The organism is Sphingomonas sp., from assembly GCF_035998645.1.
Taxonomy (GTDB): domain Bacteria; phylum Pseudomonadota; class Alphaproteobacteria; order Sphingomonadales; family Sphingomonadaceae; genus Sphingomonas.
Genome location: NZ_DASYHL010000005.1, coordinates 45,037 through 60,716, shown reverse-complemented (window position 1 = coordinate 60,716; position 15,680 = coordinate 45,037). Strand labels below are relative to the sequence as shown.

Genomic DNA, 15,680 nt, shown 5'->3' with positions numbered 1-15,680 from the left:
CGGCGGGCATTTGCGTCCGCGATTTGCCCCTGCTAATCCCTCGATTCGAAAACAGGGTATGGAGCAGGATCGCCGGATATGAGCCTCGACGTCGAGACCTTTGACGCATTGATTGACACGGTACGTCGCTTCGTCGCCGAACGGCTGCGCCCGCTCGAGGCAGAAGTCGAAGAAGCCGACGCAATCCCGCCGCACATTGTTGAGGAGATGAAGGCGCTCGGCCTGTTCGGCCTGTCGATTGCGGAAGAATATGGCGGGCTGGGCCTGAGTATGGTCGAGGAATGCCGCGTCGCACTCGAACTCGGGCGCACCACCCCGGCCTTCCGCTCGACCTTCGGCACCAATGTCGGAATCGGCAGCCAGGGCCTGGTCATGGCCGGCACCCCTGAACAAAAGGCCGAATGGCTGCCGAAAATCGCCACCGGCGACATCGTCACCAGCTTCGCGCTGACCGAACCCGATGTCGGCAGCGACAGCGGCGCGGTAAAGGCCCGCGCGGTCCGGGATGGCGACGTCTATCGGCTCACCGGCACCAAACGCTACATCACCAATGCCGACAAGGCGTCGCTGTTCACCGTGATGGCCCGCACCGGCGACGAACCCGGCGCACGCGGCGTGTCCGCCTTCCTCGTCCCCCGCGACCTGCCCGGCGTCAGCATCGGGGAGCCCGAAAAGAAGATGGGGCAGAAGGGCGCGAAGGTCGCCGACGTGATCTTCGACGATGTCCGCGTCCCCGCCGCCAACCGCCTCGGCGCGGAGGGCGAGGGCTTCAAGATCGCGATGCGCGTGCTCGACCGTGGTCGGCTGCACATCAGCGCGGTCAGCGTCGGCGTCGCCGAGCGGCTGATCGCCGACTGCGTCGCCTATGCGACCGAGCGCAAACAGTTCGGCAAACCCATCGCCGAGCATCAACTGATCCAGGCGATGATCGCCGACAGCAAGACCGAATGCCTCGCCGCCCGCGCGCTGGTCCTCGAAACTGCCCGAGCCAAGGATGAGGGCAAGGACGTGGTGCTGGAGTCCGCCGCGGCGAAACTGTTCGCCACCGAAATGGTCGGCCGCGTCGCCGACCGCGCGGTGCAGATCTTCGGCGGTGCAGGCTATATCGCCGATTACGGGATCGAGCGGCTGTACCGCGACGTCCGCCTGTTCCGCATCTACGAAGGCACCAGCCAGATCCAGCAGCTGATCATCGCGCGTGAGACGTTGAAGCGCGGCGGGTAGCACTTCTCCCCTCCCGCTTGCGGGAGGGGTCGGGGGAGGGCCTGTCCCCCCGGGTTGACGACAGCAGCTAGTGGACAGGCCCTCCCCTAGCCCCTCCCGCAAGCGGGAGGGGAACAGATTGGGAGAGATAGGATGGACACCAGCAAATTCTTCGACCTGACCGGCAAGGTCGCCCTCGTCACCGGCGGCAGCCGCGGCATCGGCAAGATGATCGCCGAAGGCTTCATCGCTCAGGGCGCGAAAGTCTATATCTCCTCGCGCAAAGCCCCGGCGTGCGACGAAACCGCCGCCGAACTCGGCCCGAACTGTATTCCGCTCCCGATGGACGTCTCGACCGTCGAAGGCTGCAAGGCACTCGCCGCCGCGCTGGCCGAACGCGAGCCGCATCTTGACATCCTCGTCAACAATGCCGGCGCGGCATGGGGCGTCGAATTCGCGGAATTTCCCGAGGCCGGCTGGGACAAGGTGATGGACCTCAACGTCAAATCGCCCTTCTTCCTGACGCAGGCACTGCACGGCCTGCTCAAGGCGCGCGCCAGCCATGATGCGCCGTCCAAGGTGATCAACATCACCTCGATCGACGGGCTGCGGCTCAATCCGTGGGAAACCTATAGCTATCATGCGTCGAAGGCGGCGCTGATCTACCTGACAAAGCGCATGGCCGCGCGCCTGATCCGCGACGGCATCATCGTCACCAGCTTGGCGCCCGGCGCATTCGCCAGTGAGATGAACCGCGCCGCCCGCGACCATGGCGATGAAGTGGCCAAGCGCATCCCGATGCGCCGCGTCGGGACGCCCGAAGACATGGCCGGCGCCGCGATCTTCCTCGCCAGCCGCGCCTCGGATTACGTCGTCGGCGACACGCTGGTGGTCGACGGCGGGCTGGTCAACGCGTCACTGGGGGAGAGCATCGACGCTTAGTCTGCGGCCTCGTTCTGGCCAGCGATCTTGATCTCCCGCCCCAGCAAGGTGCGGACATAGATGCGCTGGACCAGCACGAACACGACGACGGTCAGCGGGGCTGCGAGCAGGACGCCAAGGAAGCCGAACAGCAGCCCCGCTGCAACCACGGCGAAGAGCAGGATGGCTGGCGGCACGTCGACCGCCTGTTTCTGGATCATCGGCTGCAGGAAATTGCCCTGAATCTGCTGGATGACCAGGAACAGCACAACCGTCCACAGCGCGGTCATCGGCGATACGGTGAAGGCCAGCAGCACCGCCGGCACCCCGGCGATGATCGGCCCGATCATCGGGATCACGTCGAGCAACCCGGCGATCAGGCCCAGCCCGCCGGACGCCGGCACGCCGAGCAGCGCAAGCCCGGCCCAGGTAAAGGCCGCGACGACCAGCGACGACACCGCCTGCCCGACCATCCAACCGCGCAGGCCGCGCGACGCATCGTCCAGCGCCGCCGCCATGGTCGGCTCGGCCCGGCTCGGCATCAGCAGCAGCAAGCCCCGCCGATACACTGCCGGATCGCTGGCAAGGAAGATCGCTGCGACGAACACCAGCACGAAATTCGCGATCCCGTTGGTGGCGGTGAGGACATAGCCCCCCGCCTGGCTGGCGAGGCGCGACACGTCGCTGCTCCCCTGCTCGACCATATTGCGCACCGACTCGCTCAGGCCGGCGCGCTCAAGGAAGGCGCGGACCTGTTCGATCGCTGGCGGGATGCTGTCCTGGATGGTGTCGAACTCCCCCGCGAGCTGCGATCCGAACAGCGTGAACGCGCCCCCGAACACGGCGAGGATCAGGACCACCGAAATCCCGAGCGCCGGACCGCGCCCCATGCCGGTCCAGCGGCTCACCGACTGCGTGATCACACCAAAAATCGCGGCGAGCACCAGCGCCGCAAAGATCAGCATGAGGAAGCCCGACAGTTCGAGCAGCATCCATGCAAAACCGACGATCACCAGAATCGTGACGGTGACCGTCGCGACCCGGCCGATTGTCGGGAAATCGCTCGCGGTCGTGTCCGTTGGGGTAGTCATGCGGTGATGTGCTCCAGGCAATGCGCGCGAGTGATGGGGCCAAGGCCCTGTGGCCATAGTCGTAACGCGCAACGCATTGCATCGCCAGCGGGTCCGTATCGCCCCCGTCACCAATCGCTGAATGTCTGCATCCACCCACTGCGCCGTTGACGCGGCGGGCGCGGACGGCTTTCAAGTGACAATGGCCTCTTCCCCATTCGCCCCGTCCCGCCGCAGCTTCATCGCTGGCACGCTCGCCCTTGCCGGCACCCCAGCTGTCGCTCTGCCCCGCGAACCCGATCGCCTGATCGCCGGCACCTATGCCAGCCGCGGTGGTCCGGGCGTGGTGCCGATGACCGCCACGGGTGAAGGCTGGACGGCGGGGACACCGTTCGCTGCGATCCGCAATGCGTCGTTCGGTGTGGCGTCGCGTGACGGTCGCGTGCGCTATCTGCTCGAGGAGCAACAGGAAGGCGCGCTCGGCATCTATGATCGGACACTGAAGCGGCTCGGCACCTTCTCTACGATGGGAGCGGATCCATGCCATGCCGCGCTCAGCCCGGATGGGGGCACGCTCGCCGTGGCGAATTATTCGAGCGGCAACGTCACGCTGTGGCGGCTGGACCGGAAGACCGGGCTGCCGATCGGCGAGGCGCAGAGCGTTGCGCATCGCGGCAGCGGACCGAACCAGCGCCGACAGACCGAACCGCATGCCCATTGGGTTGGGTTCAGTCGGGACGGGCGGATGCTCCATGCTGTCGATCTGGGTGCGGACGCAGTGTTCGCCCATCGCGTTGATCCTGCGTCAGGACGCGTCACGGGGACCGATGTGGCGTATCGTGCGGCGCCGGGATCGGGGCCGCGCCATCTCGCCTGGCACCCGCAGCTGCCGGTCGCCTACCTGTTGGCTGAGCTGACAAACACGGTCACGGTCCTGCGCGCAAATCCCGATGGCAGCTTTGCCGGAGGAGAGACGCTCTCCACCCTCCCCGCCGGCTTCGAAGGCCCGTCTTCGGGCGCGCACATCGCGGTCAACCGCGCAGGGACGCGGCTGTATCTTTCCAATCGCGGCCATGACAGTATCGCGGTATTCGCCATTGCACGCGACGGCGACCTGACCCTGGTGCAGCATGTCAGCTGCGGCGGGCATTGGCCGCGCCTGTTCCTGCTGCGCGAGGATCGCGGCGAGGTGCTCGTTGCCAACGAACGATCGGGCAATGTTGCGGTGCTGCGCGTTCAGGCCGACGGGCGCCTCGCCGAGCCGACACGCGGCCCGGCGATCCCCGGCGTCGTCTTCCTCTCCGAATAGGCGGGCCTAGCGGGCGATCCCTCCGGCGGCGAGCACCGCCAGCGTCACCAGATCGCCCGCGCTGCTCGTCATCGGGGCGACCTGAACCGGCTTTTCCATGCCGACCAGCATTGGCCCGATCATCGCATCGCCACCCAACTCGCGCAGTAGCTTGGCGGAGATATGCGCCGATTGCAGACCCGGCATGATCAGGATGTTGGCGGGACCGGACAGGCGCGCGAACGGGTAGTTGGCGAGCTGGCGCGGGTTGAGCGCGACGTCTGGCGCCATCTCGCCTTCATATTCGAAGCCGACTCCGCGCGCGTCGAGCACCTTCACCGCGTCGCGGATATTCTCGAGATACGCGCCCTTGGGATTGCCGAAGGTCGAATAGCTCAGGAACGCGACGCGCGGTTCATGGCCCATGCGGCGGGCGACCTGCGCGGTCTGTTCGGCAATGTCCGCCAGTTCCTCGGCGTTCGGCCGCTCATTCACCGTCGTGTCGGCGATGAACACGGTGTGGCTCTGGCCGACCATGATATGGACGCCGAACGCAGTCCGCCCCTCCGCCACATCGATCACGCGGCGGACTTCGCGCATCGTCTGCGCATAGGTGCGGGTGACGCCGGTAATCATCACATCGCCCTCGCCCAGCTGGAGCAGCAGCGAGCCGAAGATATTGCGATCCTGGTTCACCATCCGCTCGCAATCACGGCGCAGATAGCCGCGCCGCTGCAGACGGCTGTAGAGGAAGTCGACCATCGCCGGCACTAGCGGCGAATTGCGGCTGTTATGCAGCTCGAAGCTATCGGGATCGCTGACGCCGAGCGCACGCAGGCGTTCGGGAACATCGTCGCGCCCGACCAGCACCGGCGTGCCATAGCCGCCGTCGCGGAAGGCGATCGCGGCGCGGAGCACGACTTCCTCTTCGCCCTCGGCGAAGATCACCCGCTTGGGGTGCGCGCGCGCGCCTTCGTAAGCGAGGGTGAGGACCGACGTCGTCGGATTGAGGCGACCGCGCAGCGTGTGGCGATAGGCGGCCATGTCGAGGATCGGCTTGGTCGCAACGCCTGAATCCATCGCCGCCTTGGCGACCGCCATCGACACGACTTCCATCAAGCGCGGGTCGAACGGCGCGGGGATGATGTATTCGGGGCCGAAGCTGTGTGCCTTGCCATAGGCGAGCGCGACTTCCTCCGGCACCTGCTCGCGCGCCAGCTCGGCGATGGCGCGGGCGGCGGCGATCTTCATTTCCTCATTCACCGCAGTCGCGCGCACGTCGAGCGCGCCGCGGAAGATGAAGGGGAAACCAAGGACGTTGTTGACCTGATTGGGATAGTCCGACCGTCCGGTGGCGATGATCGCATCGGGGCGCGCGGCCTTGGCCAGCTCGGGGCGGATTTCCGGCTCGGGATTGGCCATCGCGAAGATGATCGGCGCCGGAGCCATGTCGACGACCATCTCGGGCTTGAGCGCACCAGCGGCGGACAGGCCGAGGAACACGTCGGCCCCGACCAGCGCCTCGGTCAGCGTGCGGCGATCGGTCGTCGCGGCATGGGCCGACTGCCACTGGTTCACGCCTTCACGATCGGTGGTGATGATACCGGTACGGTCGCACATCAGCACATTCTCGTGACGCACGCCCATCGCCTTCATCAATTCGGTGCAGGCGATCGCGGCAGCGCCCGCGCCATTGACCACCACCTTGATCTCGCTGAGCACGCGACCGGTGAGCAGGCACGCGTTGATCAGGCCGGCGGCGGTAATGATCGCGGTGCCATGCTGATCGTCATGGAACACCGGGATGTTCATCCGCTCGCGCAGCGTCTGCTCGATGATGAAGCACTCGGGCGCCTTGATGTCTTCAAGGTTGATGCCGCCAAAGCTCGGCTCCATCAGCTCGACCGCATCGATGAAGCGATCGACATCCTCGGTCTTCAGCTCGATATCGATCGAGTCGACGTCGGCGAAGCGCTTGAACAGCACCGCCTTGCCCTCCATCACCGGCTTGGACGCCAATGCCCCCAAATTGCCCATGCCCAGAATGGCCGTGCCGTTGGAGATGACCGCAACGAGGTTACCCTTGGCGGTATAGTCATAAGCCGTCGCGGGATCGTCGGCGATTGCCTGGACCGGGACCGCGACGCCGGGCGAATAGGCGAGCGCCAGGTCGCGCTGGGTGGTCAGCGGTTTGGACGCGATGATCTCGATCTTGCCGGGCCGGCCTTCCGAGTGGAACAGCAGCGCCTCGCGCTCGGAAAACTGGATATTGGCTTCTTCGGACATTCGGGGCTCCGCAGCGGTATGCTGGCTCTTTAGGGCCGGTCGGCGCGAAAGGGAACCGGCTGGCGCACTGCATAGAGTTCGCTGCGTCCGTTCGACCACAGCGTATCAAGCGGCGGGCCCGCATAATCGCTCGGCAAGCGGGCGTTGACCAGCCAGAGATAGTCAACCCGGTCGACCGGCGCGACCGTCAGCGTCTCCTGCAATGTCCGGCGACTACGCTGCTCCATCGGCACATTCATGTCGATGCACCGTTCGGGGAACACGAATTCAGAGGGATCCTTGTAGTAAAGCGGATCGGGGCGGTAGCGGACCTGAAGCATGTTCACGCCGTCCATCTCCCAATGCGAATTGACCCAGGACTGTCGTGTCACCGTAGCCAGATTGGAAATGTGTTCGAGCCGATGCCTCTTCCAGTCCGACAATTTGCACCCGACTGCGACGAAGCTGAGGATGCGGGAACCGGGCCGAACCTGATCGAGCGCGGACAGCTCGCTGGTGTAGCTTCGCTCGTAGCCGACGAAGCTCGCCGTGGTGAGGATCAAGCGAACGACAAGCACGATCGCCCCGGCCACCGCGACGAACCGGCGGCGTTTGCTCGCGACCTCGCTCCAGTCCTGCAACGCCAGTGCGAGCATCAGCGCGATCGGGACAAGCCGGGTGTCGATGTGATGCGCCGAATTGAGCACGGACGGGGCAAGCACGATCAGGCTCGCAACCGCGAGGACCGGCACCAGCGTGCCGTTTCGGTATCGGGCACCCCATCGTCTTCCCATGACAAGGACAGCGAGAACAGCGGCCATGGATCCCATGTCCAGAATGATGTTCTGGTCGCGCAACGCCATCACCACGGCATCGATTTTGAGACTGACCAGCCAGCGGGTTTCTCCGCTGGTGGGCGGTGCCACGAACATCCAGGCAAGCACTCCAGCCAGGACACCGCACAACGGCCACAGCACAATTGCGATGTCTCTAGCCGTCGCCAGCCTCCAATTGGCCCGCCGCCAAGCCTCCCGGCGCCCGACTTCCTGGCCGGCAATGATGATCGTCGCCATCGCACCACCGACCGCGTGGCTCACCATCAGCAACGGAAGCAGGATCAGAAACAGTGCTGCCCGCAAACCCAGCCGCTGCTCAAGGCGGAACCACAGCGCTACCGCCAATAGCGCGAACCCGATGGTGAGCGAATAGTTGAGAAAGCCATAGAGAAACGGCCAGTTGATCACAAAGAGCAGCGCCCAGGGCAGAGCCGTAGCCCCCCGGGGATTGAGCGTCCGGGCAACCGCAACGACGCCGAGAGCGGTGATCATGGGGATCGCCGCACAAACCAGCCACGTTGCGCCCATGAGTCCCAGCACCGGGGCAAGCGCTACGATCAGTGCATCGCTGCCTAGGTTTAGGACGGGCACCCAGGTGAAGCTGAAAAACTGATGCAACGCACTGTCGCCGGGTGCGAGCGCCACCGCCATGCGGCCCATATGCCCCGGCACATCGATGATCGGCGGAATGCGAACGAACAACCAAGGCAACAGAAACAACATGCAGATGATGCTCACCGCCGGCCATCGGTGCAGGACGAATGGTGGAGGTTCGGGCATGTCGGATACGGGCAGAACGGGGTGTGGAGATGGCGTCTGCATCCGTTGTCCACTAGCTCAGACCGGATGGCACGTCACACCGTAACAGCCATTGCAATCAGCGAATTTTGAGATAGCGGTCACGCATGACCGCCCCCCCCACGCCGATGATGGCGCAATATCTCGCGCTCAAGGCAGAATCGCAGGACTGCCTGCTCTTCTACCGCATGGGCGATTTCTTCGAGCTGTTCTTCGACGACGCCAAGATTGCGAGCAATGTCCTCGACATCGCGCTCACCTCGCGCGGTGAGCATGGAGGCGACAAGATTCCGATGTGCGGCGTGCCGGCGCATTCGGCCGAAGGCTATCTCGCGCGGCTGATCAAGGCGGGGCATCGCGTCGCCATCGCCGACCAGATCGAAACGCCGGAGGAAGCGAAGAAGCGCGGCGGGTCCAAGGCTTTGGTTGCCCGCGCGATCATCCGAGTCGTCACCGCCGGCACGCTGACCGAAGAGGCGTTGCTAGACAGCCGCAGCGCGAACTGGTGCGCAGCGATCGGCGAGGCGGGGGGCGAGGTTGCGGTTGCGGCGGCCGACATTTCGACCGGGCGGTTCGAGATATTGGAATGCAGCGCGGAGGCGGCAAGCGCGGTGCTCGCGCAGCTAAATCCGGCCGAGATCGTGGTTGCGGAGGGCAGCGACGCCGACCTGCTCGCAACAACGTTACGCCCGCGCGGCGAGTTCGACAGCAGCCGGGGCGAAGCGCGGATCAAGGCACTGTTTGGCGTCTCAACGCTCGACGGATTCGGGCAGTTCGGACGCGCGGCACTGGCTGCGGCGGGTGGGCTGATCGCCTATCTCGACCATACCGCCAAGGGTGCCCTGCCCTTCCTGCGCCCGCCGAGGATCACCCGGTCGGACGCGTGCATGGCGATCGACGCGGCGACCCGCGAGAGCCTGGAACTGACACAGAGCCAGCCGGGGACGCGCAAGGGCAGCTTGCTCGATGCGGTCGACCGGACGGTGACCGGCGCGGGTGCGCGATTGCTGGGACAGGATCTTGCCGCGCCGCTGATGGATGTCGGCGCGATCGAGGCGCGGCTGGATCTGGTGCAGCGCTTCCACGACGACCCTGGCCTGCGCGAGGATGTGCGCGGCACGCTGCGCAGCCTGCCCGATATTGGCCGTGCGCTGGGTCGCCTCGCCGCCGGGCGCGGCAGCCCGCGCGATTTGGGGCAATTGCGCGATGGTCTCGATGGCGCGTGGCGGCTGGGCGAGAAGCTGGGCCGGTTGCCGCAGCCGCCCGTACTGCTCGCCGATCTCGCACCGCAGCTGCGCGGGCATGGTGCGCTGATCGACCTGCTCCAGCGCGCGCTGGTCCCTGCCCCGCCGATCGATGCGGCGCATGGCGGCTACATTGCCGAAGGCTATGACGCGGCGCTCGACGATTTGCGCGATGCGGGCGCGGGCGGGCGTCGCGCGCTCGCAGCGCTGGAGGCGCAGTATCGCGAGCGCACCGGCATCACCGCGCTCAAGATCAAGCATAACGGCGTGCTCGGTTACCATATCGAGGTCGCGGCGAAGCATGCCGACGCGCTGATGGCGCCCGAGAGCGGCTTCACGCATCGCCAGACGCTGGCGGGCGTCGTCCGCTTCAACGCGCCGGAACTGCACGAGATTGCGATCAAGGTGACGCAGGCCGGGGCGCATGCTCTGGCGGCGGAGGCGGCGCATCTCGAGGACCTGACCGCAGCCGCTCTGGCGACGCGCGAAGCGATTGCCGCGACCGCTGATGCGCTCGCCCGGCTCGACGTCGCGGCGGGCCTCGCCGAGCGCGCCGCAGAAGGCGGCTGGAGCAGACCCGCACTGGTCGATCATGCCTGTTTCGAGATCGAGGGCGGGCGGCATCCCGTCGTGGAAACGGCGCTGGCGCGGAGCGGCGAGCGCTTCGTCGCCAATGACTGTGTGTTGTCGGACGCGAACCGGCTGTGGCTGGTCACCGGCCCGAACATGGGCGGCAAGTCCACCTTTCTCCGCCAGAACGCGCTGATCGCGGTGCTGGCGCAGGCGGGGGCCTATGTCCCGGCGGTGCGGGCGAAGCTGGGGCTGGTGGATCGCCTGTTCAGCCGGGTCGGTGCTTCGGACAACCTTGCGCGCGGGCGCTCGACCTTCATGGTCGAGATGGTCGAGACCGCCGCCATCCTGGCGCAGGCGACGCCGCGCAGCTTCGTCATTCTTGACGAGGTCGGGCGCGGTACCAGCACCTATGATGGCCTCGCGATCGCCTGGGCGGTGGTCGAGGCGATTCATGAGGATAATCGCTGCCGCTGTCTGTTCGCGACGCATTACCATGAGCTGACACGGCTGGCCGAACGATGCGAGGCGCTGTCGTTGCACCATGTGCGGGCGCGCGAGTGGAAGGGCGATCTGGTGCTGTTGCACGAGGTAGCCGAGGGGCCAGCGGATCGCAGCTACGGCCTCGCGGTCGCGCGGCTCGCAGGGCTGCCGCCGATGACGATCAGCCGCGCCAAGTCGGTGCTGGCCAAGTTGGAAGCGGGGCGCGAGAAGACCGGCGGGATCGCCGCCGGGCTTGACGACCTGCCGCTGTTTGCGGCGATGGTGGCGGAGGAGGCGGCACCGGTCGATCCGTTGCGGGCGGAACTCGAGGCATTGGACGTCGATGCACTGAGCCCGCGCGAGGCGCTGGACGCGCTCTACCGGCTCAAGGCATTGGGTGACGCATGATGCGTAACAACGGGTTCGTCGGGCTGCTGTGGGTGATTTACGCCAGCTCGCGCGCGGGGTTCGGATCGCGGAAGGCGGCTCGGGTGATGCTGGTGATCGGCCTGATCCTGGCAACCCCGGCGCTGCTGGTCGCCTTGCTCATCTGGTTGCTCGTCATCCTGACTTAATAGGGCGGATCGCGCCGGGCGCGCTGAGCCTTCGCCGCTTCGACCCACCATAGAAAATCATCTGCAAAGCGCGGGAAGGCGCGGGTGAGCGATGCCCCGCCCTCCCCTTGGGGCTGGTCATCGGCGTCGATCGCCTGGCCGATCTGGCCCACCGTCAATGTGGACGAGGTGACGACCATCCCCATCTCGCTCAAAATCGGGTGCCACATCGAATTGCTCCGCGCCCCGGCCAGCCGACCCGCCGAATAGCTGGCAATCGCCGCAGGTCGCCAGAACCATTCCTCCAGGAAATGGTCGGTCAGGTTCTTGAGACCAGGTTGCAGCCCCCAGTTATACTCGCCGGTGACGAACAGGAATCCGTCGGCCGCCTTGATCTTGGTGGCGAGCATTTCCATCGCTTCGGGCGCCTCGCCCTTCGGATATTCCTTGTACATTCGGTCGAGCATCGGAAGGTCGACCGCCATCGCGTCGATCAGTTCGACGTCGCAGCCTCGGGCGGTCAGTTGGGCGGTCAGCCAGCGGGCGAGGCGGATGCCCATGCGGTCGCGGCGGTAGGAGCCGTAGAAGACGAGGATGCGGTCGGACATGATCGATGGGCCTTTCGCTCGACAGGGCGGTGCCGTCATGGATAGTGGGCGGCGGGGGAAAATCCATGAGCGAATTCGAGTTCATCTTCGCGCTGTTCGGGCTGTTGCTCGGTCTGTCGATCGTTGAGGTACTGGGCGGCCTTGCCCGGGCGATCGAGGCGCGGTTGCGGCCCGGGGCGACGATGCGGATCGGGTGGCTGACGCCGTTGCTCGGCATTTTCGTGCTGCTCGACCTGCTGTCTTTCTGGGGAGCGGCGTGGGTCTCGCGGGACGTGGTCGGGGTTTCCGGCCATTCGATGATGGCGGTGACGGTGTTTGCCGGTGCCTATTATCTTGCGGCGCATCTGGTGTTCCCGCGGGAGCCGGGGGAGCTTGCCGATCTCGATGCGCATTATTTTCGGGTGCGGCGGATCGTGTTGGGGGTGATGCTGGGGCTGCTCATCTGCCAGATCGCGTTTTATGCCAGCGTGCCGGAGCTGGCGGTCAATCTGCAGCGGCCATTGGCGGCGGGGTTGGCGGTCGTGCTGCTGGTGCTGATGATCGCGGCGATGGTGGTGCGGGGCCGGACTGCGAGCATTGCGATGATGGTCGCGCTCGTGGCGCGCTATCTGGTGGTTTACCTGTTTTGAAATGAAAGAGGCCACCGGGGCCATCTCTGGCACCCGGTGACCTCCGACATGGTCAGCGGCCGGAGAGCTCCAGCCCGGGAGACCATGCGGATCGCATAGCCGCTGCGGCGTCGTTGATTGGAGGAGAAGTCCTCCCGAACGCCATTCGAATGGAGCGCCTCGCGGCGGCCATCCGACGCAGTTGCTTAGCGCCGCGTCTCCCGAACGAACTGAACCGACCTCACTGCTGAACCATGAGACATCGGATCACCTCCTTTCGCTTGTTGAAACGGCGTACCCTGAACTGGGTACGCTCCGAATGTGGCGACTTCGGGAAACGAGAACAAGTCTTGTAATTATCCGGAGTTTATACGATTCTGAGAGTCTGGCGCGCAAATCTCAGCGTCGGCAATCCTCCACCACGCGCTGCACTTCCGCCCAGGTCGGGACCACCAGCGGCGCGAGCGGCGGCATCTCCACCACGAAGCGGCCGCGGCTATAGCCCATGGCGTCGAGGATCGGATCGTTCGCGGCGAGCGTCACCGCCATATAGGGCTGCGCCCCCGGCGTCGGCTGCGCGCTGAGGCCCCGCAAGCTGGTCGAGGTGCGAATCGTCATCGGCCCCGGCGTCGCGCCCCGGCGGGCAATCTGCACCTGACGCGTCGCGCGGTTACAGCGCAGCGAGAGTTCGGGCTGGTCCGCGCGCAGTCCGAACAGCGCGATCGTGCCCTGCCCTTCCTGCCGATGGACCCAGTTACCCGGCGTTGCCGGCCAGTCGCGCCAGTCGCTGCTGGCTGGCGGCGGCGCGGGTGCCGGAGCGGGTGCTGGCGCTGGAACCGGACGCGGCGGTGGTGCCGGAGCGGGTGCCGGCGGAACGACGTTGGAGCAGCTGGCTAGGGCGATCGACGCCGCGAGAAGGGGAATGAAGCGCATGCCGCGCCTTATGGGCGAAGCGGCAGACAGGCTCAACCGGCTCACTTTTTCCCCCCGCCCCATTTGCGCTGCACCTTGCCGTACCGCGTCTTGCGCGTCCCCGGCTTGCCTTCGTTGCTGCGGCCCATGACCGGTGCCTTGTGCTCGCCGGCGGGGAGGCCCAGCTCTTCGGCCTCAAGGCTCCGAATCTCGTCGCGCAGACGGCCGGCTTCCTCGAACTCCAGGTTCGCGGCGGCGTTGCGCATCTTCTTTTCGAGTTCTTCGATATAGGCGCGCAGATTGTGGCCGACCATGTGGGCGGGGCCGTCCTCGATCTCGACGGTCACCTGATCCTTGCTCGCGACATGGGCGATGATGTCGCCGATGTTGCGCTTGATCGTGGTCGGGGTGATGCCGTGTTCGCGGTTATACGCCTCCTGCTTTTCGCGGCGGCGGCTGGTTTCATTGAGCGCGCGCTCCATGCTGCCGGTGATGCGGTCGGCGTAGAGGATGACGCGGCCATCGACGTTGCGCGCGGCGCGGCCGATCGTCTGGATCAGCGAGGTTTCCGAACGCAGAAACCCTTCCTTGTCGGCATCGAGGATCGCGACCAGCCCGCATTCGGGGATGTCGAGCCCTTCGCGCAGCAGGTTGATGCCGATCAGCACGTCATAGACACCGAGCCGCAGGTCGCGGATCAGCTCGATTCTTTCGAGCGTTTCGACGTCGCTATGCATGTAGCGGACCTTCAGCCCGGCCTCGTGCATATACTCGGTCAAGTCCTCGGCCATGCGCTTGGTCAGCGTGGTAACGAGGGTGCGATAGCCCAGCTCGGCGGTCTTGCGGCATTCGACGATCAGGTCCTGGACCTGTTCCTCGACCGGCTTGATCTCGACCGGCGGGTCGATCAGGCCGGTGGGACGGATCACCTGTTCGCTGAACACACCGCCGGTCTGATCCATCTCCCACCCGCCTGGCGTCGCCGAGACGCTGATCGTCTGGGGGCGCATCGCATCCCATTCGTTGAAGCGCAGCGGGCGGTTGTCGATGCAGCTCGGCAGGCGGAAGCCATATTCGGCGAGCGTAATCTTGCGCCGATGATCGCCGCGCGCCATCGCGCCGATCTGCGGCACGGTCTGGTGGCTTTCATCGACGAACAGCAGGGCGTTTTCGGGGAGATATTCGAACAAGGTGGGCGGTGGCTCGCCGGGCAGGCGACCGGTGAGGAAGCGGCTGTAATTCTCGATCCCCGCGCAGCTGCCGGTCGCGGCGATCATCTCGAGGTCGAAATTGGTGCGCTGCTCCAGCCGCTGGGCTTCGAGCAGCTTGCCTTCGATATGCAGCTCCTTCAGCCGCTCGGCGAGTTCATGCTTGATCGCCTCCATCGCCTGTTTGAGCGTGGGGCCGGGGGTAACGTGGTGCGAGTTGGCATAGACGCGGATCGTATCGAGGCTCGCGACCTTTGAGCCGGTCAGCGGATCGAATTCGGTAATCTCCTCGATATCGTCGCCGAAGAAGCTGATCCGCCAGGCGGTGTCATCATAGTGCGACGGGAAGATTTCGAGGCTGTCCCCGCGCACCCGGAAATTGCCGCGGGCAAAGGCGGCGTCGTTGCGCTTGTACTGCAGCGCGACGAGCTTGCGGATAATCTCACGCTGGTCGGCGACCTGGCCCTTTTTGAGGTCGAAGATCATCGCCGAATAGGTCTCGACCGAGCCGATACCGTAGATGCAGGACACCGACGCGACGATGATGACGTCATCGCGTTCGAGCAGCGAGCGGGTGGCCGAGTGGCGCATCCGGTCGATCGCCTCGTTCACCGAGCTTTCCTTCTCGATGTACGTATCCGACCGGGGGACGTACGCCTCGGGCTGGTAATAATCGTAATAGCTGACGAAATATTCGACCGCGTTGTCGGGAAAGAAGCTCTTGAACTCGCCATAGAGCTGCGCGGCGAGGATCTTGTTGGGGGCGAGGATCAGCGCCGGGCGTTGAAGATTGTTGATGACGCTCGCCATCGTAAACGTCTTGCCCGATCCGGTGACGCCGAGCAGCACCTGATCGCGCTCGCCGCCCAGCGCCGCCTCGGTCAGTTCCTTGATCGCGGTCGGCTGGTCGCCCGCCGGGGAATATTCGCTGACCAGCTTGAACGCCCGCCCGCCCTCGCTCTTTTGCGGGCGTTGCGGGCGGTGGGGAACGAAACCGGGGCCGGTTTCGGGTTCGGCAAGACTGGTACGGATCTGGATCGCCATGGGGGGAATATGGGGCCTTCAGATTGGGGTGCAAATGGGGTCGAGTGTCAGGCTGACAGACGATGCTG

The 15,680-nt window shown here is 65.6% G+C and carries 12 protein-coding genes; 6 read left to right on the top strand and 6 right to left on the bottom strand.

Features of this window, described 5'->3' with window-relative positions; genetic code table 11:
* Positions 1 to 78 precede the first annotated feature (78 nt).
* Both VGN66_RS14015 and VGN66_RS14010 read left to right on the top strand, forming a co-directional pair.
* Positions 79 to 1,224 (top strand): acyl-CoA dehydrogenase family protein, encoded by a 1,146-nt coding sequence (locus tag VGN66_RS14015; protein ID WP_327519439.1) that lies wholly within the window; start codon positions 79 to 81, stop codon positions 1,222 to 1,224.
* Positions 1,225 to 1,356: 132 nt separating this feature from the next.
* Positions 1,357 to 2,145, top strand: a complete 789-nt coding sequence (locus VGN66_RS14010) for an SDR family oxidoreductase (RefSeq protein WP_327519438.1) — start codon at positions 1,357 to 1,359, stop codon at positions 2,143 to 2,145.
* Here the strand turns inward: VGN66_RS14010 and VGN66_RS14005 are convergent.
* Positions 2,142 to 3,215, bottom strand: coding sequence for an AI-2E family transporter (locus VGN66_RS14005; protein WP_327519437.1), 1,074 nt, complete (start codon positions 3,213 to 3,215; stop codon positions 2,142 to 2,144). The two genes, VGN66_RS14010 and VGN66_RS14005, sit on opposite strands and share 4 nt — an antisense overlap.
* A 181-nt stretch (positions 3,216 to 3,396) precedes the next feature.
* On the opposite strand from VGN66_RS14005, the gene VGN66_RS14000 reads away from it, so the two are divergent.
* Entirely contained in the window at positions 3,397 to 4,503 is a 1,107-nt protein-coding gene (locus tag VGN66_RS14000; protein ID WP_327519436.1) for a lactonase family protein, read from the top strand.
* A gap of 6 nt (positions 4,504 to 4,509) precedes the next feature.
* Here the strand turns inward: VGN66_RS14000 and VGN66_RS13995 are convergent, their stop codons facing one another.
* Together VGN66_RS13995 and VGN66_RS13990 are read right to left on the bottom strand one after the other, a co-directional pair.
* Positions 4,510 to 6,768, bottom strand: coding sequence for an NADP-dependent malic enzyme (locus tag VGN66_RS13995; protein ID WP_327519435.1), 2,259 nt, complete (start codon positions 6,766 to 6,768; stop codon positions 4,510 to 4,512).
* 29 nt (positions 6,769 to 6,797) lie between these two features.
* The gene (locus VGN66_RS13990; protein ID WP_327519434.1) at positions 6,798 to 8,306 is read right to left on the bottom strand and encodes a hypothetical protein; all 1,509 of its coding nucleotides are present in this window, start codon (positions 8,304 to 8,306) and stop codon (positions 6,798 to 6,800) included.
* Positions 8,307 to 8,509: 203 nt separating this feature from the next.
* On the opposite strand from VGN66_RS13990, the gene mutS reads away from it, so the two are divergent.
* Together mutS and VGN66_RS13980 are read left to right on the top strand one after the other, a co-directional pair.
* Positions 8,510 to 11,086: a DNA mismatch repair protein MutS gene (mutS, locus tag VGN66_RS13985; protein ID WP_327520273.1), complete on the top strand. Its 2,577-nt coding sequence runs from the start codon at positions 8,510 to 8,512 to the stop codon at positions 11,084 to 11,086.
* Complete coding sequence (locus VGN66_RS13980) at positions 11,083 to 11,253, top strand: hypothetical protein (protein WP_327519433.1); 171 nt, start codon at positions 11,083 to 11,085, stop codon at positions 11,251 to 11,253. Before mutS ends, VGN66_RS13980 begins: the two co-directional genes overlap by 4 nt.
* Here the strand turns inward: VGN66_RS13980 and VGN66_RS13975 are convergent.
* The gene (locus tag VGN66_RS13975; RefSeq protein WP_327519432.1) at positions 11,250 to 11,840 is read right to left on the bottom strand and encodes an NAD(P)H-dependent oxidoreductase; all 591 of its coding nucleotides are present in this window, start codon (positions 11,838 to 11,840) and stop codon (positions 11,250 to 11,252) included. The two genes, VGN66_RS13980 and VGN66_RS13975, sit on opposite strands and share 4 nt — an antisense overlap.
* A gap of 65 nt (positions 11,841 to 11,905) precedes the next feature.
* Between VGN66_RS13975 and VGN66_RS13970 the strand changes: the two genes are divergently transcribed.
* Positions 11,906 to 12,469 carry a hypothetical protein gene (locus VGN66_RS13970; protein ID WP_327519431.1) on the top strand — a complete coding sequence of 188 codons (564 nt, stop codon included), beginning with the start codon at positions 11,906 to 11,908 and terminating at the stop codon, positions 12,467 to 12,469.
* 378 nt (positions 12,470 to 12,847) lie between these two features.
* On the opposite strand, the gene VGN66_RS13965 is transcribed toward VGN66_RS13970, so the two are convergent.
* Together VGN66_RS13965 and uvrB are read right to left on the bottom strand one after the other, a co-directional pair.
* Positions 12,848 to 13,381: a hypothetical protein gene (locus tag VGN66_RS13965; protein WP_327519430.1), complete on the bottom strand. Its 534-nt coding sequence runs from the start codon at positions 13,379 to 13,381 to the stop codon at positions 12,848 to 12,850.
* A 41-nt stretch (positions 13,382 to 13,422) separates the two neighbouring features.
* Complete coding sequence (gene uvrB, locus VGN66_RS13960; protein WP_327519429.1) at positions 13,423 to 15,612, bottom strand: excinuclease ABC subunit UvrB; 2,190 nt, start codon at positions 15,610 to 15,612, stop codon at positions 13,423 to 13,425.
* Between the last annotated feature and the right edge of the window lie 68 nt (positions 15,613 to 15,680).